The sequence below is a fragment of the Microcoleus sp. OTE_8_concoct_300 genome (assembly GCF_031383065.1).
GTDB lineage: Bacteria > Cyanobacteriota > Cyanobacteriia > Cyanobacteriales > Microcoleaceae > Microcoleus.
The window spans coordinates 1-18,305 of record NZ_JANMZH010000935.1; the positions used below are offsets into that span (position 1 = coordinate 1).

Sequence of the window (18,305 nt, forward strand, 5' to 3'; positions counted from 1 at the left end):
GAAGCAGGCTCGGATGGATGAATTTGAAATTCAACTTGAGACAGAACGTGCAGATCGGGAGGAAATTGAGGCGGAACTCTCCGAGCTAAAACAAAATTCTGCTCCGGCCGCCACCCTTTCCGAGAAATTAACACCCGACGCAGCTACAATTCTTAGCCAGCTCCGAGCCATGCGCAAAAAATCAAAAACCGATTTGGCGGACTTGGAAGCCATCTTAGAGATTTTGGAAAGCTGAGGTGATAAAACTTTACAGCCATCACTTGACAGGTGGCTGTAAATTTGCGATCGTAATTTTAGAATGCTCAGTTTAGATTTTATTTAACCTAATGTTGAACGTTAAAATTTCCGTCCCGACTTATCGAGCTAATTCTTGGGGTCGATTAGACCAAAAAGGCGAGGTTGAAATTAGTTCCGAAGTAAATAGCCTTTCCGAAGAGTATCCCCGTATCAAAGCCCAAGTAGATGAGCTACTGGAAAAAGCCAATGCCGAAAATCGCTTAATTTTAGATTTGGAATCACTGGAAGCTGCACGCGAAAAGGAACAGAACACTCTTGACGATTTACAGGATAGAATAGAGCAGGCTCGTCACCAACTGCAGCTCTTAGAAAACTTTTTAAAGCGATTAGGAATAGACCCCAGAGCGTACACATACACGCTGAATATTAGTGATGACCTGGCTTTGAAGACAGCCACTACCGACGAGTCGGACGATGTTGCTGTGGAGGTGGAAGTTGACCCTATCCCTTTTGACTCGTTGGGGGTTGACAACAATCCTCACGAGTTTTAGCTAGAGTGAATCCCCACCCGTTTTTTGAATTAGATTTTTGAGTCTCTTAATTTCTTTTTCAAGATTATTAATTCTTTGTGAGTAGTATTTAATACTATCTCTCAATTTTCTTGTTAAAATTTTGTTTCGTTCAAGTAGTTCTTTATTGTTAAGTTGTTTTTTCATTTGTTTAGATAATTGTTTTCAGTGCTGCTAGTCCCGCCAGATGGATGGGGTAAAAGTAATAGAAAAATTTTTTCTCGATCGCCGTCGGCTTTCGGTCTTTTGCTGGGCTGTGATACGCTAATATCAGCGGCGTCAAGATTGCGAACACTTGCAAAAAATAGCCTGAGGTTGCTGCATAGATGGTATTGATCAGAATCCAACTAATCCACCACATTTGATTACCTTTCCCTTTTAAGTTCAGCATTAGCAACGGACACGCCACCGCATACCACCCGTAGTCCACTCCCCATAATTGAGCTGCTACTAATCCTAGTATCACTATTACGATTTTTCTGTTTGCTTGAGCCTTGTGAATTTGTGTAAATGTTATTACAACTAATGCAAAACTAATCAATATATTTAAATTTAACTTGTTGAAGAGTATTATGTAGGGAATCTGAGAAATTATTCCAAATAACACTAATCTCGTAATTAAAGGTTTGGCGCTACTGTTTGGCTTTCGCCGTTTCCAGTTTTGAGCCAGCACCCATGCAAATAATGGGAAACTAAATCGACCAAAGATTCGCATCGGTTCGGCTTCTACTACGAATCCGATATGGTCTATTACCATTAGAATTAGTGCTAACCATTTAATTTTATTTTGGTTCATTATGCTGCGAGCCTCATTAATTGATTTATAAATTGTTTGATTTCTAAAAGTCCTTTATTGGTTATTGTGTATATTTTTTGTCCTTCTTGCCAGTTAAAAATAACAAAGCCTTCGCTGTTTAATTTTTTAAGTCTGGCGTGTATACCTATTCTTGTAGGTAATTTCTTTATGTTACTTGACGCTATTTTGTTTGTGATTCCAGTTAGTGAAAGGCTAGTTTTTTCTAAGCTTGCCAACACCAAGCAATCTATTCTGCTCATATTTTTAGCTTCTTACTTGATTAAAATATTTTACTGAGTCTTTATTTCTTAGTCAACCCCTTTACAAAAAGATAAGTGTTTACTCTACTAAAACCATTTATTAAAAGTTAAGCGATTTTACCATTGTTAATTAATTTTCTATCCCTGAATATAGGTTTATTGATTTTGTGAGTTACTTTGATGATTGATTTGGTTTTAGCTGTTGCTGTTGTTACTAGCTCGTCCCCGTTTCCTGGCGCTGCTTCGTTTCCACCGTCACCGCCACCGCCGCCAGTCGAAAGCGTTGTTTTAGCTTCTGCGTCTGCTCCGGCTCCGGCTTCTTCTCCGGCTCCGGCTCCGTCTTATACTCCGCCAACACCTCAGCCGCAACCCCAGCAGCAAGATCCACCTCAAGAAAGCTGGGCTCAAAAGTTTTTGAAGCGTTACTACGAAAATAAGAGGAGTAATTAAAATGGCCGGTGTTGATACAGAAAGCCGTCAGCTACTAACCGATTTACTTAAATTTGCTGGTGCTGGCAGTAATTCCCCCACAAAAGCTGGTGGGATGAAAACCACCTTAATAGCTGGTTATCCCGTCATGGCTTGTTGGGCTATGTGGATCGGCGCTGAGACTAACGAGAAAGGGGTTACTAAAGCGACTATATGTTTGCCTTATTTGCAAAATTCTATGGTTGCGATGACTAAATTCTCAGGTGCTAGCAGCCTTGAGACTCCTCTCGATATGGTCGCAAGTGAAATTATCAATCCTTACAATTGTAAACTTGGTGTTACTCCTGGGCTTGACCTTAACAGGCTTATTAATGGTAAATCTTATTATTTCCTGATTGCAATTAAGCCAGCAGGATTTAATCAGAGTGGGAATGTAACCAGCTATTGGGATGGTGCAATTAAGGCTTTTGGGGATAAAGCTGGCATTTTTAAGGACTATTTCGACCTTCTTACAGCTACCGCTGCTCAGTGGGCTGCTCATCAGAAATCTTTAGAATCTGGTGCATCTTTTCATGACATTAGTGATGATTATCAAGAATTGTCTGTTTCTGCTGACGGTGGAAGCTCCCACTGATGAAGATTTAGTAAATCTTATCGTTTCGTTTATCTGGGAAAATTTGTTCATTCTGTTAGTTCAGTTCTTCTGCCTCGGACTAATTTTGAGAGTTGTCAAACTTTTTGTTGATTGAGGTGTGATGAATAATGGATTTGATGGTAATAGTTCTCGCTGTTTGGCCTCATTTTCTGGTTCTGTCAGTGGTGATATTTGGCTTTTGGGCGATTCTGTCCGCTTTTTAGCTTCTGCTTCTGACGATCGGATTACTGGCGAGCAGGCAGTTGCCCGAATGAGAGTAATTTTAGGTACTCCCGAAGCATTTGCCGCCAATATGAAAGCTAGTACCCAAGATTTTATTGCTGACCACTTTGGTGCTATGGCTATTGCTTGCGCTTTTGGTATAGCTATCCGAATGAGAGGTTAATCAAATAATGTCCTTTTTTGCTTCTCTTCTTCTATCTAGTTCTCTATTACTTTCAACTAGCAACATTGACCAAAATGCTGCTGCTGCAATGAAATTTATTGAGACTGATGTAAAGACAGTTATTGACTTTTCGATGGATTGGGCAATGCAGGCGGGTTTGGCTGCTTCCAGCACACTTGCATTTATTGTTATCGCTAAGCGTTTTGTGGATTAATATGAGAGATTTTTCTTTACGCTTTGCCAGGGCTGTTTATGCTACGGCAGAAAGATATCAACAATTACCTAATAAATTTGTTGATACTCGCTTTGTTTTACTGTTTCAAGTGATTTTTTGCCTTATTACTTACTCAGCTATCGTTACTGCTCAGATGACAGTTGTTAATAGTTGCGTTTTTCCTCTGCCCTCTTCTTTCATTATCAAATGATTAACTTTTACCTTTTTTCCGCAGTTATTGCGACTGCGCGATACCGATTACAGGGTGCGGTATTGATGTTAAATCCCTGTTAATTTCCTCTTAATTTCCTGTTGATATTCATTAGTCACTCCTTAAAACCGATGCCGACTCAACTTTTAGAACGTTCTGAAGCTAATGCTCCCGCTCCTGATGATCCGCTTGAGAATTCGCCCTCCGATTTGCGCTTTCGCACTATCAGCGATGATGATGTGCAGCGGCTCAATGACCTTTTTTACCGCCATCAATGTGCTCTTTCCCGCGTTGCTGTTGGTGGTGCCGCCTTAGCTGCTGGCGCTGCTGTTTTGGGTGCTGGTGGTGCTTATGCTACTGGCTCTGCTGGTAGTGATGCCGCTGCCAACGCTAAAACTACGATCGAAAACGGCGTAAAAAACGCCATCGACATGATTAAGGCGATCGATGGTATTGGACTTGCAGCGTTCGGCGTTGCCTTAGCGCCTATGGGTTTCATGGTCACTCTCAGGGTTTTAAACATGGTTCTTAGCCGTGTGTGATGCCCGTAGAGTGACTCTATAATTCGCACTGCATTAAGGCGATCGGCATCAAACAACAGCACCGATCGCCTTTTTAATAGGAGATAAAAAAATGCCTGTGACTGGTGTATATGGTTTGCCTGGGAGAGGTAAGAGTCTTTGGATGCTCCAATGGGGGCTAAAACTTGCTAACAAGTATCAACTAAGGGTTGTTACTAATTTTCAATTAAACCCTATTCAATTGGCTTATTATCTAAAAATCAATAATTTTAAATGGTTGCTTGATAATATGCCAAATGGTGTATTTTACTATGTTTCAAGTAACAAGAACTTTGCTCAATTTCTCCAAATTCCTAATGCTGTTATTTTGTTGGATGAGATGGGCTTATATGCTCCGTCGTGTCAGTCGTGGACATTGCCAGCAGAAGCGCACAACGCCGTCGCAAATAATAGGAAGAGATTGCAGCATATAATATTTGCTGCTCAATATCCTACTCAAGTGCATTCTTCTATTCATAAAATCTGTTCAGAAATTATCTATGCTGAGGGCGTTGTTGTTTGGTCTGATAAGCTTCGCAATGATAGTTTGATGTTTAAAGATGTCCATTTATTCAAGCCTGCCGAATTTGATGTTTGGTATAACAATCCCCGGTTGCGAAAAAATCCTATTAAAAGCATGGTGCTTGCCGAGAAGCATTGGAAAGGTGTAATTAGTGCTGAAGATGCCCAGACTTTTCGGGTTTATGATAGCTTTTTGTTATTAGAAAAACAGGATGAAAAAGTTATCGCCGACCAAAAATTCGGCTATCAACCGTTTGTAATTTATCCTGATTCTAATAAGGAATTATCGATCGATCAGATAGCTGCTGAGGGCTATTCTTTTTCTGAACTTGACCAAAAGCTTGATGAATTTTACGAATCCGATCGTAAAAAAAGAAAAGCTATATATGAGGCAAGTAGCAATAATCCCTTTACTGCTTGGAAGATTATCGGTGAGGTTCCTATTGATGGTATACACCCTTTTCAATCTCATTTAATTAAGCTTTGGCGGTGGATGCCTGCGACCAGTTATAAGGGTTTAGTTAAGCTCGACATGGCAATATCTAAAGAGTTTAAAACTTGGTCTAAGTTTGATGATGAGATGAAGAAATCATATAAAATGGCATTTCGACTTTTTCTAAGTTTTATTTTCTGTGTTGTCGGTTTTCTTATTAGTGGATTTTTGCCAAGACATCCTTTTATATTTTTTGGTTCGTATCTCCTCGCGTTTTACTTACCTACTCGGATTTTTAAATGATATGGATGCTGAAACTCTTCCCCGTAACGTAAAAATAGATTGGCTTAAATTTCAAGTTGTTACTTATGACCCTTTATTTCTCAGAAAGATTAGACAAATTATTGCCTTACCTTTTGAGAAACAACAATTATCTTCTGTTAAGGATGCTCGAGAAACTAATGTGCTAGCTGCTAATAAAATCTGGCATGAATCATGGGAATTTCAGGGTAGTTTACTATGTGTTAAGTATCCACCTACTGGAATTGATGATCCATTTACTTTTTTGATTGATTTGAATGGTTCTACACTTGATGGTTTATCTTTTGATAAAGTTTCTAATTTGCTATATTTTGCTCAATTAGATACTTTTTTTACTGCTAATCGGATTGATATTGCTTTAGATTTTCCTCTTCAAAATCCCCGCTTGTTTGCTCATCATTGGGAGTCACTAATCGAAGATGGTTTATTATATGGTTACAAAAAAGTTAGGCGTATAAGTAATGTTGGGTCTAATGATGGTAATACTGTTTACATTGGTAGTCGTGAGTCTACTCGGTGTTTAAGAATTTACTGCAAGCGTTTTTCTAATGGCGATGAGTTTGACCGTTTAGAAGGTGAATTTAAACGCGATCGCGCTCTTTGGATTATGCAGAAATTAGCTCAAATTTCTGTTAATGAGTACCCAAATTTTCTTAATGGTGTTGTTTGTGGTCAAGTTACTTTTACTACGAATCATCCCAATATTTTATTTTTTAGCAAATATAAACGTGGTTCGATTAATGTTCCTAATCCAACTTTGCATTTGGATATTGAGAAATCAATTAAATTTTTTGAAAAACACGCTCCTACTTTAGCTATGATTTATGAATTTATGGGTGCTGAGCAATTTGATAGATTTATTCAAAATAATTTACAGGTTGGGAAGCGTAAAATGGGTGTTCGTCATCGTGCTATTTTGTCAAATGCAAAAGCTCTAGGTTTTACTTTTGGTGTTGGTCTTGCGAGTATTGTTTTAATTTGCGCTCAAACTTCGGCGATTGCGGGTGGTTTAACTTGTCCCGCTCCTGTTCCCCTAGGTTTTGAGTTAAAGCAAAAGTTCCCTGTCGATATAGTCAACCCGACACCAACCGAGCAAGCTTATCTGGATAATATCGGCGATGGGTGCTTCCAAATCAATAGCGGTTTGAACTTTGACAAAATATGCTTACCTGGCATGATTGTTAAGGCTTTAAGACCATTTATTATTATGGGTTTGGGGCTTAGATTTATATTTGGTGATTAATAATTATGCTTCTTCTATCTTTTCTTATTGCTACAGCACCACCACCACCGCCACCACCTACTTATACATGGTGTGTTTTACAAATGATACAGCTTGATACTAAAGAGATGATTATTGCTGCCTATGGGATGGGCAATGTACCTACTGGTACTAATTTAAATTCTCTCTGCCAAGCTTTTTATACTAGGGATATTCGGGCTGAAAATAAACCCCTTGAGCTTGTATCTATTAACGGTACACAAAATCAAACTAATCCCGACTTATTTTATCTTTCAAATACGTCTAGGCGACCTTTAACTCCAGCAGAAATTGAGGAATATCATTGTCTTTTCAATAAAAATGCTGGATCTGCTTTGTCAAGTACAGTTCTTGATTTAATGCCTTCTAGCCCTGATTCTATAAGGATTCCTCCCCAAATTATTGCCGCTATTAATTCGGTGAATTCCCCAATTCTCCGTTACGCCGCGGTTGTCATGTATAATACGGGCATTCCTATTATGGTAATTGCGGGTTTAGTTAAAGCCTGGAAATTAGTAAAAAGATAATATTTATGCTCCTTCGTTTCGCTAAAGTTGCGGGCGGTCTGCGTCTTTTGATTACTCAAGCAGCACCAATTGCTGCAACATCAGTAGGTTTGCTTTCTGCTCGTACTGCTGCATATCTTGTTGGTTTTGGGTTGGGCAGCATTGTTAGTTCTTGGTTGCCGATTATTGCTTTGTTAGTTTCAGTGACTGGATTTTTTAATGCTGGAGCAAATAGCCCTGAGTGCGAAGCTTATCGCGCACAAATGAGGGCAATTGATGAAGCTAATCGAGCTTTAATGGCGGGCTATCAAATTACCTATGCACCTTATGCGCGCGCTGCTATAGCTTGGACTGAGTCTTATTCTAGGGCTTTAAATAGGCTCTTTGCTGCAAATGACGCTGTTAAAATTTGTGCTAGTTTTTGTCAACAAAAGTGTACATATTATTCTGGTTCAACTTGCGGTTTTTTATGTTCTTCGTGCTATCGCGATTTATCTGATCGTATTTACCGTGAAGCTAGAGCCGCTGCTGGTTCTGAGCCTGTACCTCCTTCCCCTCCAACATTTCAAAGTTATCCTGCTTGTACTGCTCCAGACTGTCCCCCTGGTAAAAAGGTTTGGACTCAGGTAATCTGGGCAAGTCCTGGGGGCAATTTTACTGATGCTAAAGGCTGTTTTATCATAGCCTATTCTCAGGATGCTCCGACTCTTCCTGTTAAAGTTGAATATAATCCTTTTTTACCTGATGCTTTTGTTAAGTCCCGTGCAATTTCTTATTATTTAGTTAATGGTGACCGATACAGAGGGTTGCAGGATAAAGAATGGAAAAATTTAGAGTCAGTTGAAGGATGGGATAAAGGATATTGGCGCTCTGAGTCTACTGATGCAGAGTGTAGGGGTTGGCGTCCTGGTTGGAGTAAAATTGTTAAGTGATAATTATGAATTATTATTTTAGATTAATTTTTATATCTTTCAAATTGGGGATTGCATTTAACTTGTTTACTTTACTTTTAATTGCTTGTTATACTTTGTTGATTGAGTATTATTTTCGTCCTTTTCAAATTCCTTTTAATTCTTCGGTTGAGCTTGGAACTGCTGTCTCCGGCATGAAAATCTTTAGTGGTCCTGACCCTAAAAATCATTCCCTACGTCCGGCCTGGGCAAAAATCGAACCTCAGTTTGCTTTGTTCATTCCCGAGTTTCAGTTACGGGCTGATTGGAAAGAACCAGCACCCCGACTTGAACGCTGGTGCAAAACTCGGAATTGTTGCGCCCACCGTATCTCATTTAGTGATCGCCGAATTCCTAACTTTAAATGTTTTACTTTGGACGATTGGTATTTGACTAATCGCGACTTTCTCGGCTCTCAGCTTGATTCCCCTGTTACTTTAAGTCTTGATACCTTTTTGTTTAAATTGCCTAGGGGTTCCCGCATTATTGTAAATGAACCCTATATGCTATTTTCTAATCCCAAAAGCTTTGATGATTTCACTACCTGGTTTTTGGCTTTGGCCGCTAGACATCCCGGTTTGTCTTTTGAGATTGGCTTGCAAGTACATCTCCAGTGGATCGATGTTTACTGGTGGGAATATCACGGCTGGCTTATTCCTGCTCTCGGTGAGTTTGGTCGCCGTCATCGCGTCAAATGGGGTATAACCGAATTCTCAATATATGACCGCTTATGGAAACCGAGAATAGCTTACGGGGGCGCAACTCCTCCTCGTATGCGCCTACTCGATCGATTCGAGCAATTTATCCCCGATCGCTTTCGCCGTGCCCTTGTCGCGCATCAAGCTTACATCTTTCACCGTGACGCTCTCCGCGCTGGGGCGTTGCATTTTGTGGAATGGGGCAATTTTCCGACAACATGGTTTGCTGCTGTTATCGATCCTGAGTACACGTCAACTTTTGAGCTTTATGATTGGGATGGTAGACCTCAATTAATGTATTGGGCGATTACTCGCGCTCTCACTGTAGACAATGTAGACATTGTAAGACAGCGTAAGACACCTTGATTTAAACCATTGTATACAGTGTAAACACTATGCACTATCAGAAACCTGGCTCCCGTGTTTTGATTGGTAATGCTATGATTCCCGATCGTCTTGTTTTGGGGGTTCATAATTATGCGGGTACTTTGTGCTTTTCAATTTGTTCTGATCCTGATGTCTACAGTGTCTACATTGTGTTTGGATTGCGTCTACAGTATGTCTACAGTGTCTACATTGTGTTTGGGCTGTGTTTGGGCTGTGTTTGGTTGACTTTGGGTTGCGTTTGGTATGCGTTTGGTATGCGTTTGGTGTCTGTTTAGTTTTTCAACTATCAACTTTCTAAATTTTCCTATCATTCTTAATAAGGTTGGTTTAATTGCTTTTATTCCGTCTCTACTTATTTTTGGTTGCATTTCGATCGAGACTGCTTCTGCCCATCCTTCTTCGCTAAGCGCTCGAATTATTATTTCTCTAACATCTAATTCATCGCCTCCATATTCCGATATCATCCGCTCTGATGCTGCCATGCTTAGCCCAAACTTCATTCCATCAATTTTGCAATCTGCTCCGAATATATTGCCGTCATTGCGGTATGTTGTGACTTTTAGCCAATAATATCTCGTCGGTCTAAATTCTACTGTTAATTTTTTTTCTTCTGCGCTATATGTATACGGTAGTCCCCACGATAGCGCCCATTCTTCGCAAGCTTCTCGATTCTCGCAAATTTCTTCCCCCCACTTATTAGTATTTATTTTTGCTGTTAACTCGCAGATATATCCTAGTTGGCACGGTTTCATAATTTCGCCTCAGTTAATTTTTGATTTTAGTTTAGCGATCGCTTTTACTTTATATTGCACTGCTACACTTAAGAAGCTTCGGGGCTTAATAGTCAAAGCTATATAAAATATAGCTTTCAGTAGTTTTATATTTTTTTAAATGTGTAGCATTCAATAAATGATTAGAGTGGTTTTGCGATCGCTAGTCGTGGGCCGGGGGAGCAGCTAAGCGTGGCACGCCCCCCCGGCCGCGTTGTGGGTGCGCCGCAGGCCCGCAAGGCAAAAAATAACCGGGTCGAGTGATACCCGGTAAACATCCCACAAAAACACAAAACATGATATACTATCAAATTTCAAAAATTTACTCCCAAAATCTAGATTAAGCAGCCGATGAAATTTTTCGAGTGGCAGCTTGTCCGCTGTAGAGCTTGTTGTAAGTAGAGGGGACTGTGGCGGACAAGTTGACGCCGAAAAATTAGCGCAGCGGTCAGCGGTTGCGGGGGCGTAGTGGTCATCGATTGTGGCGTGAGTGGCGACGTTTTAAAATTGTTGTGTTTGTCCTGGTCTATATGCGCTTGGTGTCATTTGAACTCGCCACGCTGTTTCTCGTCCGATTTTATCTTCTGTCTTGCTGAAGACAAATATTCCTCTGTGAAAACGACTTTTCCTAGGTTTTGCCCCAGTCAGCTCTTTAATTTTGGAAGTTGGCAGCAGCATGATGTGGTTGGCGGCATATTCCAGCGCTTTGTATTTTGCCAGCGGGTCTTGGTTCGCCGCTAACTGTTGGGCGATCACTTCTACTAATTGCAGCGTTTTGTTGGAATTGTTCAGCATTTTTTTGAGGTTGACTTCTGTCGTTATCCGTTTATGGAAACGGTATAGCTTTTGATATTATACGCTTACGGAAACGGGACGACTCCCAATCCCAGCGGTTTATGGAAACGGTACATCCTTCGACATCATCCGCTTATGGAAACGGGGTGACTCCCGATACTAGCCGTTTATGGAAATGGCTTAGTTTAGGAAAAACTGCCGTTGCTCCACCCGACAGCGAAGGGACTCAGAACCTGGTGGGACAGGTTTGATTCCTGAGATAATGCGTGGTAGGCAAGCGAAGGAGTGAAAATCTAAGCTTGCCTGATGTTCTTTACCACAATAGTTACTTTAGAGGAAAATTTTGCGTTAACGCAAAGTTTTAAGCTAAAATATGACTGTTGTTTTTTGATATGACCCTGAAAAATAGATTTCCTGAGATTTTAACTACCAAGTGTCGGCACATTTTTGAGGCTAGATGGCCGAACGAATCACCGTTAGAAATCACTGCTTATAAGTTGGCAGTGTTAACTGATCTAGCAGACGGTACTTGTTTAAAACTAATGACCGAGGAATTTTATGTTCCTAGCCAGAAAGTTCTGAACCGCCTTTATGAAGTTTTTGATTTGGGGCCTGCAGATTTTGTATATGGTGAGCCAGCTTCTTTGCCTGATAAAAACTCTTAGGTTGTTTTTTTTCTCTCAAGCTTAAATTTCAAATACCTGTAAACGCCAAAAAACCGCTGTTATCTGTAGCAAGAATCTAACAGCGGCTTTTGGTAATCACACTCGCTGTGCGGCGAGCAGAATCAAATGTCTGTTGATAATGATAACTCAACTAACGTGCAATTTTCAAGCGATCGCGGAAATCTTACTAGCAGCAGCAAGTTCAACCCCTGCCCGGTGTGCGGACGTACTAAGGATGGAGATTGCCGCATCAGCCGTGACGGTAAGATGGTTCTCTGCCACCAGAACTTTGACAACGCCAAAACTCAACAGCCTGACCTGTGGTACTTTGATGGCGCAAGTTCCGATTATTGAAACGGTGAAACCTCTAATTATCCGCTTATGGAAACGGACAAGGACTTTTCATCTTATCCATTGATGGAAAGCTAGCTCAGCCTATAAAAATTTACAGCTATTCCTTGACAAAATGGCTGAAATACTGCAATTGTAAGTAATGAGGAAGGCTGATGCGCGACTGACTAGCGATTGAGCCCGCTAGCCAAGTCACGACTTCCCCAAACCGTTACGAAACAACGTTTGGAGCTTAAAAAGTATGACATTTACAGGGGGTCGTTCTTACGGACGATCGCAACACTTAATGTGTGGTTTCCAAGATAAGTTTAGTCAATCCAATGGCTGAGCCTTTTGGTAGTTACCGTCGCATTGATCAACTTAAAGCGATCGCTTTTGATTGTGGTTTTGGCAACGAAGACGCCAAGCGGTTTGGCAAGCTCAGCAAAACTGCTACTTGGGAAGCAATGCTGGAAGCTTACGGCATTGCTTTGCCTGTAAATAAAGAGGATGAGCTTCCTGATCCGGATGAAGACGAGTAGGTTAAGCAATTGGCAAAAATTTTGACTGGCGGGCGTTTTTGCCTAGATTGTGGATTAATCGAAAGCTTTGGCAACATCCGACGCCAAAATTTACCGAAGCGGTTGCCAGTTGTTGCCGTGTGAGCCTTAAACTTTTCATATCCATAAACGCCAAAAAACCGCTGCTCTAGATTGGTGTCGAACGGCAGCGGCTTTTTTGGATTCACACTCACCAGGCGGTGAGACCTTAAACTGATGACTTTATCTTACCCCACTGGGGGAAATTTTGCATCAAATCTTTTGACCTCATCAAAATCTAACCCTTGCCCTGTCTGCGGACGCACCAAGGATAAAGATTGTCGCATCAGCCGTGATGGAAAGCTGGTTCTGTGTCATCAAAACTTTAACCACGCGAAAACTCAGCAGCCCGACCTGTGGCATTTCAACGGCGAAAGCTCTGACGGTCGTTGCGGTAAGTATGTTCTCAAAGAAAAAACCGAGAAACCTATTCGGACCGCCCAGACTCGCTACTGGGAATATCCGGCGCGTGACGGTTCTTTACTCGTCCGAGTGCGCCGAATCGACTTTGGTGACGGTCGCAAGAAGGATATTAAGCAACAGCACTGGGATAAAGATAAGAACGACTGGGTAACGGGGTGGGGTGATGTTGCCCGTGCCAGTATCCCAATTTATCGCTACGCCGAGGTTCGAGAGGCAATCGCAAGAGGCGAGGTAATTTTTATAGTTGAGGGCGAACCTTGCGCCGATCTTCTATGGAAGCTGGGAATAGCCGCAACTACTAATATCTGTGGCGGTGGCAAATTTACGCTTACCGATTCTCTGGACTTGCAGGGTGCAAAGCTTATCATAATAGTCCCTGACCGAGACAAAAAAGGAATTGAGCACGCCGAAAAAGTTGCCGAACATTTTCCTGCGGCTAAGTGGCTGTACCCGTTTCCCGAAAGCAAGGTCTGGGAAAATCTGCCTGAAAAAGACGGGCTTGATATTTTCGACTGGATCGAACAAGAAAAAATTTCTCCCAACGACATAAAAGTGGCGATCGGGGAAAAGAAAATTTTTAATGCTCTAGCTCCAACTCCACAAGCAGCGTCAAAGGTTGTGTGGCCTGCTCAGTTTCAAGTTTCCGAAATCTCCGAACTTGGGGGAGAAATTGAAGCGCTGCTAGACTCCGACCTCAAGAAATCTCAGCTACAGCTTAAAATTTCTGAGCTTGCCCAAAAGTTTCGCATCTCTTCTGCTGATATCTGGAAAATTTACCGCGAGCGCGAACAAGAGCAAGAACAGGAAGCTGATCGCTTAGATGTGGCGACAGAGATTGAAGCTTTACTGAGCGCTAACAAAAGCTCAATTGTACTGACCGAAGTGCTACCTGTGGGTTTGGCACAGCCAATCGAAAAGTTGGCCACAATGCTGAACTTGCGAGCAGAGTGCTATCTCGCAGCTCTATTAACGCAGGTAGCCAGCCTTTTTAAAGTGGGTACAGAAACAGTGCTCCGGCGCGATACCGACTGGCGCTGCGTACCAAATTATTTTGCTGGCATCGTTGCCGAAGTTTCACAGTTAAAAACTCCAGTACCCGTAGCAATCATTGTTCGACCGATGCGGGTGTTGCGGGAAAGAGCACAGAAGGAATTTGAGCAAGCCCAAGCAAACTATGAGGCTGAATTGAATAATTGGAAGGCAGCCAAAAAAGAGGACGATCGGGGCCCCGCTCCCAAGCCGCCGAGGCAACGGATTTACAGTTTTGATAAAACAACTGGAGAAGGAATAATTTACCAGCAGGCAGAGTTTCCCGACCAGGCATTAATGTACTTTTGTGATGAACTGGCGGGCGTGTTTAAATCAGGCAATCAATACAGGGGTGGCAAAGGTTCTGATGAAGAGGATATGCTCTCGTTTTGGAACGGGACAGGTACGACAGTGCTTAGGGCGTTGGGAGTGCGCGCAAGTGTTGAAGCTGTAGGCTTGAGTATTTTTGGTACAATCCAGCCCGACGTGCTTGCTGGCTTGCTCAAAGATTGCTCGGACAGCAACGGTAAATTTGCTCGCTTCGATTTCGTATTTCAGCCATTAGCAGTACCTAACTTGCCAGAAGATGACAGTGGTCGGTTTGACGTGACGCCGATGCTGGCAGATCTCTACCAGAAAATTGATGCTTTGCCGGCTATTTGCTTCGAGTTTGATCGCGAAGCCAAGGAGTACCACCGAATTTTTACTCTTGAGTGTCACAAGAGAAGGGTAGCGGAATCTAAACAAGGCTTGAGAGGTGCACTCGGGAAAATGCCTGAGAAGGTGGGAAAGCTCGCAACTATAATCCACACTCTGACCAGCGTTTTTAACGGGCAACAGGTAACAAACTACATTTCCCGCAGTGCAGTTGAGGCAGCAGCGAGATTTGTAAAATTTGCAGCCGATCAGGTTGCGACTTTGTACACAGAATTTTCTGATCGTTCGGCCCTGGCTCCCAACTTGACAAAAATTTTACTAGCAGCAGAACGGAAAGGGGGAACAATAACAATCCGTGAAGCACGAGAAAACCTTTTTCTTTCCAAACAGCGGCCGACAGCCCAAACGGTTCGCGAGTGGTTTTCTGAACTTCAGGAAATGAAATACGGCGAAGTGACCACAGTAAAAAAATCTGTTTCTTTTACAGTAACTACAATTCCCACACCCACATATCCCACAGTAGTCTCAAACCCAGATACAGAAAGGCTTCAGGTATCCCACAGTAGTCTCAAAACTTATCCCACAGTTCCCACAGTAAATGATCCTGACTGTGGGAACTGTGGGATAACTGTGGGAATGGGTATCCCACACTCCGAACCTTTACCCAGTAAGGCTTTAGACCCTACTGTGGGATATGTGGGATACATTTCACCACCTTCTGAAAAAACAGAAAACTTATTGCTGAGTAACCTCACCGAACCTGAAGAATTTGCAGAACAAATCAGAAAGGCGATCGCAAACTTTGACCGACCGCTCGCTCTAGAAATTACAAAAGCTTTGCAGGGCAAGGCGAAGGCAAAATTGAGGAACGAAGTTAAAAACGCCCTGGCTCCTAGCGAAAGCAAAAATCTTAAACTTTTGGCTAAAGCTGGATTTTTGCAGGGTACGCGAGTTAAATATGTCGGTGACTCTAAGTACGCCGAACAGTATGAAGGGCTGGAGCTAGAGGTTTACAGTATGGACGAATACTTCGAGATAGCGTGCGTTAAGCCCGATGGCTCTCTCACAACATGGCTGAAGCCCGAGGAGTTGGAAATTATAAGCTGAAGGAATGTTGCGGAGGTAAGGCGATGATCGGACACGACAGGGCAGTGACACCAAAAGAATTGGCGTATACCAAAAATTATTCACCTAAGGCTCTAGCAGAAGGTGCAAGGCTAATTGACGAGGCAAAGCAAAAATTTGAGGAGGATGGGTTTATTCCTGTTGAAACAGTCAAAGCAATGATGGAAGCCGACGGTATTACCAGCCAATTTTTGCTGACAGATAACAAAAAGCCTTTGGTGGAAGGACTTTTAGTCAGAGCTATAAATTCTAGCCAATGGTTTCTTATTCGTGGCAAAGATATTCATGGCGAGTTCCTCTTTTGACGCTGGATACACAACCTGGCTGAAGTCGGAAGATTTACGGAAGCTGTAGTGGTGTAGGTTCTTGGGCTTGTTCGACTTCAACACCGGGGGAATCTTTGACCGTTTCTATAAACGGCTCTTGGACTGGATCGAGTTTGACACCGGGGGAATTTTTGGTCGGTAGTTTGATTGGCTCCTGGGCTTGAACTTTGATTGCCTCCTGGACTCGATCGACGGACGCCGCGGGGGAAGCTTCAACCGTTTCTATAAACGGCTTGGAGACTCGATCCCATTTGACACCGGGGGAATTTTCTATCGGCTCCTGGGCTCGAGCGACGCACGCTGTGGGAGAAGCTTCAACCGTTTCTATAAACGGCTTTTTTTCCCTGAGCAGATGTGCTGGGAAGCTTCAAAATGATGTTTAATTGCTGCAAGGAGTTTGTGCGACATGGTAGTGAAAATTGACCGACACGGGCAGGCCTCGGTGCTGAGCTTAGATGAAATTGAGTTGCTGTTTAACGATGGTTTGCAGAGCGATCGCGATCGCACCTTGTTCGGGGTGTGCTTGTTCTCAGCTTGCCGAATTGCCGAAGCCTGTTCGCTGTTGACCAAGGACGTTTACGCAACAAACGGCCGGGTCAGACCCGAGTTGATAATTCGCAAAGGAAGCACCAAAGGAAAACTGGGGACGCGAACCATCCCCGTTATCGAAGATTTGCGATCGTTGCTTGCGAGTTGGCAGCCGAGCGCCGGAGCAACTTATCTGTTTCCAGGCCGCCACACTAACCACCACTGGCGGCACCTCCATCCAGAATCTGCCAGTCACATCTTGGCAGAAGCTGTGAAGCGAGTGGGGATGGAAGGATTCAGCACCCACAGTTTCCGTCGCACCGCACTGACCCAGATGAGCAACGCCGGCATTCCCTTGCGAGTAATCCAAAAGCTTAGCGGTCACCGATCGCTCGCCGTCCTGCAAGAATATCTAGAAGTTGGGGACGCCCAAGTCAGAGGCGCGGCGAACTCGCTCTCAGCTCTCGGATATATCAGAAAAGCGCAGTATTCTGATGCAGAGCTAGAATTGCCCCAACGGCGGTTAATCCAGTCCTCAGAGAGTTTAAAAACTCCAGTTATTGAGATTGACTAGCCCTTTGTTGAGAATAAACCCAACTTGAAATTTCTTTACATCAGGATCGATTTTGTGTGCAATCAGTCACTGGTGTGTTGAGGTTTGATGGGTTTTGGCAGGATTTACCGTTTATAGAAATGGTTCGAGTGCAGTCTCAACCTTTTATGGAAACGGTTCGAGCGGACTAATTCAATCTGCTAGGTTTTTTAAAAGCGATCGGCTACAACTTTAAGGTAACGACCGATCGCTTTTAAAAAATTTATATTTTGATGGGTGCTGTGGCGATTCCTCCATTTATAGAAATGGTTGGCCAAGAGCCTTGACATCCATTTATAGAAATGGTTAGATGGAGATATCAACCATTTATGGAAACGGCAATGAACGAAGTACGGGACACATCAGGCAAGTTTGCGCCCAAATCAGAAGTCCCCCGCAAGGTGCGATCGGTCAATCTTACAGATGATGCTTGGCAATGGCTGGCCGCTGTAGCTGAGAAAGCGGCAATGAGTCGCAACGATTATTTAGAGGCACTGGCATTCGGTAACATCCCGCTTATGGAAACGGTAAGCAGTGATAAGATTGAAATGACAGAACAACCAGAGAGTGACGTTTTGCCGTTTATGGAAACGGTCACTCACTTTCTGACTACTAAAGAGGAAGCTCTGGCTCATGCTGCTATCTTCGGTTTCACTCGAGAGGAAGCTTTAGCTGATGCTCATTTTCAAATTAGTATGCTTCAAGCGAATTACGACGAGCTTGAGGATAAGTATGAAGCGGCAAAGCGGGACAAGGAGAAGCTTGAGAATCGCCCCGCAGTAACCACGGGGCATCTCTACCAGGAAATCGAAAACCTGAAAGAGCGCAATCGCTTGTTAATCATAAAAAGCAGAGAAGAAAGGCAGAAGCTAGAGGAGGAGCTTAAAGCCTTGAAATATCGAGACGAATCGCAATCCCGGAGGCTCCAAGAGAAGCAGGCTCGGATGGATGAATTTGAAATTCAACTTGAGACAGAACGTGCAGATCGGGAGGAAATTGAGGCGGAACTCTCCGAGCTAAAACAAAATTCTGCTCCGGCCGCCACCCTTTCCGAGAAATTAACACCCGACGC

General features: G+C 42.9%; 22 protein-coding genes and 1 pseudogene. 19 read left to right on the plus strand and 4 right to left on the minus strand.

Translation table 11 applies throughout. The features are described from left to right. Together ACUVJL_RS39645 and ACUVJL_RS39650 are read left to right on the plus strand one after the other, a co-directional pair. Positions 1 to 235 (plus strand): annotated as a pseudogene (locus ACUVJL_RS39645) (hypothetical protein); the annotation flags it as partial. A gap of 91 nt (positions 236 to 326) precedes the next feature. Further along, positions 327 to 788: a hypothetical protein gene (locus tag ACUVJL_RS39650; protein ID WP_445250831.1), complete on the plus strand. Its 462-nt coding sequence runs from the start codon at positions 327 to 329 to the stop codon at positions 786 to 788. 169 nt (positions 789 to 957) lie between these two features. Here ACUVJL_RS39650 and ACUVJL_RS39655 read toward each other — a convergent pair whose 3' ends face one another. Both ACUVJL_RS39655 and ACUVJL_RS39660 read right to left on the minus strand, forming a co-directional pair. Next, a complete protein-coding gene (locus tag ACUVJL_RS39655; RefSeq protein WP_445250832.1) occupies positions 958 to 1,602 on the minus strand; it encodes a TraX family protein in 645 nt (214 codons plus the stop codon). Beyond that, positions 1,602 to 1,862 (minus strand): hypothetical protein, encoded by a 261-nt coding sequence (locus ACUVJL_RS39660; protein ID WP_445250833.1) that lies wholly within the window; start codon positions 1,860 to 1,862, stop codon positions 1,602 to 1,604. Before ACUVJL_RS39660 ends, ACUVJL_RS39655 begins: the two co-directional genes overlap by 1 nt. Before the next feature lie 180 nt (positions 1,863 to 2,042). Between ACUVJL_RS39660 and ACUVJL_RS39665 the strand changes: the two genes are divergently transcribed. The 10 genes from ACUVJL_RS39665 to ACUVJL_RS39710 all read left to right on the plus strand — a co-directional run bounded on the left by ACUVJL_RS39665 (position 2,043) and on the right by ACUVJL_RS39710 (position 9,373). Then, positions 2,043 to 2,312, plus strand: a complete 270-nt coding sequence (locus ACUVJL_RS39665) for a hypothetical protein (protein WP_445250834.1) — start codon at positions 2,043 to 2,045, stop codon at positions 2,310 to 2,312. 1 nt (position 2,313) lies between these two features. Continuing rightward, complete coding sequence (locus ACUVJL_RS39670; protein ID WP_445250835.1) at positions 2,314 to 2,925, plus strand: hypothetical protein; 612 nt, start codon at positions 2,314 to 2,316, stop codon at positions 2,923 to 2,925. A gap of 121 nt (positions 2,926 to 3,046) precedes the next feature. Then, a complete protein-coding gene (locus tag ACUVJL_RS39675) occupies positions 3,047 to 3,331 on the plus strand; it encodes a hypothetical protein (RefSeq protein ID WP_445250836.1) in 285 nt (94 codons plus the stop codon). A gap of 7 nt (positions 3,332 to 3,338) precedes the next feature. Continuing rightward, on the plus strand, positions 3,339 to 3,545 hold the full coding sequence (locus tag ACUVJL_RS39680; protein ID WP_445250837.1) for a hypothetical protein: 207 nt from the start codon (positions 3,339 to 3,341) through the stop codon (positions 3,543 to 3,545). 342 nt (positions 3,546 to 3,887) lie between these two features. Then, complete coding sequence (locus ACUVJL_RS39685) at positions 3,888 to 4,298, plus strand: hypothetical protein (RefSeq protein ID WP_445250838.1); 411 nt, start codon at positions 3,888 to 3,890, stop codon at positions 4,296 to 4,298. A 91-nt stretch (positions 4,299 to 4,389) separates the two neighbouring features. Continuing rightward, on the plus strand, positions 4,390 to 5,574 hold the full coding sequence (locus tag ACUVJL_RS39690; RefSeq protein ID WP_445250839.1) for a hypothetical protein: 1,185 nt from the start codon (positions 4,390 to 4,392) through the stop codon (positions 5,572 to 5,574). A gap of 1 nt (position 5,575) precedes the next feature. Further along, the gene (locus tag ACUVJL_RS39695; protein WP_445250840.1) at positions 5,576 to 6,835 is read left to right on the plus strand and encodes a replication initiation factor domain-containing protein; all 1,260 of its coding nucleotides are present in this window, start codon (positions 5,576 to 5,578) and stop codon (positions 6,833 to 6,835) included. A 5-nt stretch (positions 6,836 to 6,840) separates the two neighbouring features. Next, on the plus strand, positions 6,841 to 7,380 hold the full coding sequence (locus tag ACUVJL_RS39700) for a hypothetical protein (protein WP_445250841.1): 540 nt from the start codon (positions 6,841 to 6,843) through the stop codon (positions 7,378 to 7,380). Positions 7,381 to 7,385: 5 nt separating this feature from the next. After that, positions 7,386 to 8,291: a hypothetical protein gene (locus tag ACUVJL_RS39705; protein ID WP_445250842.1), complete on the plus strand. Its 906-nt coding sequence runs from the start codon at positions 7,386 to 7,388 to the stop codon at positions 8,289 to 8,291. Positions 8,292 to 8,353: 62 nt separating this feature from the next. Beyond that, positions 8,354 to 9,373 (plus strand): hypothetical protein, encoded by a 1,020-nt coding sequence (locus tag ACUVJL_RS39710; protein WP_445250843.1) that lies wholly within the window; start codon positions 8,354 to 8,356, stop codon positions 9,371 to 9,373. Positions 9,374 to 9,558: 185 nt separating this feature from the next. Here ACUVJL_RS39710 and ACUVJL_RS39715 read toward each other — a convergent pair whose 3' ends face one another. Together ACUVJL_RS39715 and ACUVJL_RS39720 are read right to left on the minus strand one after the other, a co-directional pair. Continuing rightward, the gene (locus ACUVJL_RS39715; RefSeq protein ID WP_445250844.1) at positions 9,559 to 10,146 is read right to left on the minus strand and encodes a hypothetical protein; all 588 of its coding nucleotides are present in this window, start codon (positions 10,144 to 10,146) and stop codon (positions 9,559 to 9,561) included. A 519-nt stretch (positions 10,147 to 10,665) separates the two neighbouring features. Beyond that, on the minus strand, positions 10,666 to 10,959 hold the full coding sequence (locus tag ACUVJL_RS39720; protein ID WP_445250845.1) for a hypothetical protein: 294 nt from the start codon (positions 10,957 to 10,959) through the stop codon (positions 10,666 to 10,668). Positions 10,960 to 11,351: 392 nt separating this feature from the next. Between ACUVJL_RS39720 and ACUVJL_RS39725 the strand changes: the two genes are divergently transcribed. The 7 genes from ACUVJL_RS39725 to ACUVJL_RS39755 all read left to right on the plus strand — a co-directional run. Next, positions 11,352 to 11,624, plus strand: a complete 273-nt coding sequence (locus ACUVJL_RS39725; protein ID WP_445250846.1) for a hypothetical protein — start codon at positions 11,352 to 11,354, stop codon at positions 11,622 to 11,624. 126 nt (positions 11,625 to 11,750) lie between these two features. After that, complete coding sequence (locus tag ACUVJL_RS39730; RefSeq protein ID WP_445250847.1) at positions 11,751 to 11,978, plus strand: hypothetical protein; 228 nt, start codon at positions 11,751 to 11,753, stop codon at positions 11,976 to 11,978. Positions 11,979 to 12,265: 287 nt separating this feature from the next. After that, entirely contained in the window at positions 12,266 to 12,496 is a 231-nt protein-coding gene (locus ACUVJL_RS39735) for a hypothetical protein (RefSeq protein ID WP_445250848.1), read from the plus strand. 234 nt (positions 12,497 to 12,730) lie between these two features. Next, the gene (locus tag ACUVJL_RS39740) at positions 12,731 to 15,769 is read left to right on the plus strand and encodes a DUF3987 domain-containing protein (RefSeq protein WP_445250849.1); all 3,039 of its coding nucleotides are present in this window, start codon (positions 12,731 to 12,733) and stop codon (positions 15,767 to 15,769) included. Between the two features lie 23 nt (positions 15,770 to 15,792). Then, positions 15,793 to 16,092, plus strand: coding sequence for a hypothetical protein (locus tag ACUVJL_RS39745; RefSeq protein WP_445250850.1), 300 nt, complete (start codon positions 15,793 to 15,795; stop codon positions 16,090 to 16,092). Positions 16,093 to 16,519: 427 nt separating this feature from the next. Continuing rightward, on the plus strand, positions 16,520 to 17,215 hold the full coding sequence (locus ACUVJL_RS39750) for a tyrosine-type recombinase/integrase (protein WP_445250851.1): 696 nt from the start codon (positions 16,520 to 16,522) through the stop codon (positions 17,213 to 17,215). 359 nt (positions 17,216 to 17,574) lie between these two features. After that, positions 17,575 to 18,305: hypothetical protein (locus ACUVJL_RS39755; RefSeq protein WP_445250852.1), on the plus strand; the 731-nt coding region annotated here is incomplete at its 3' end.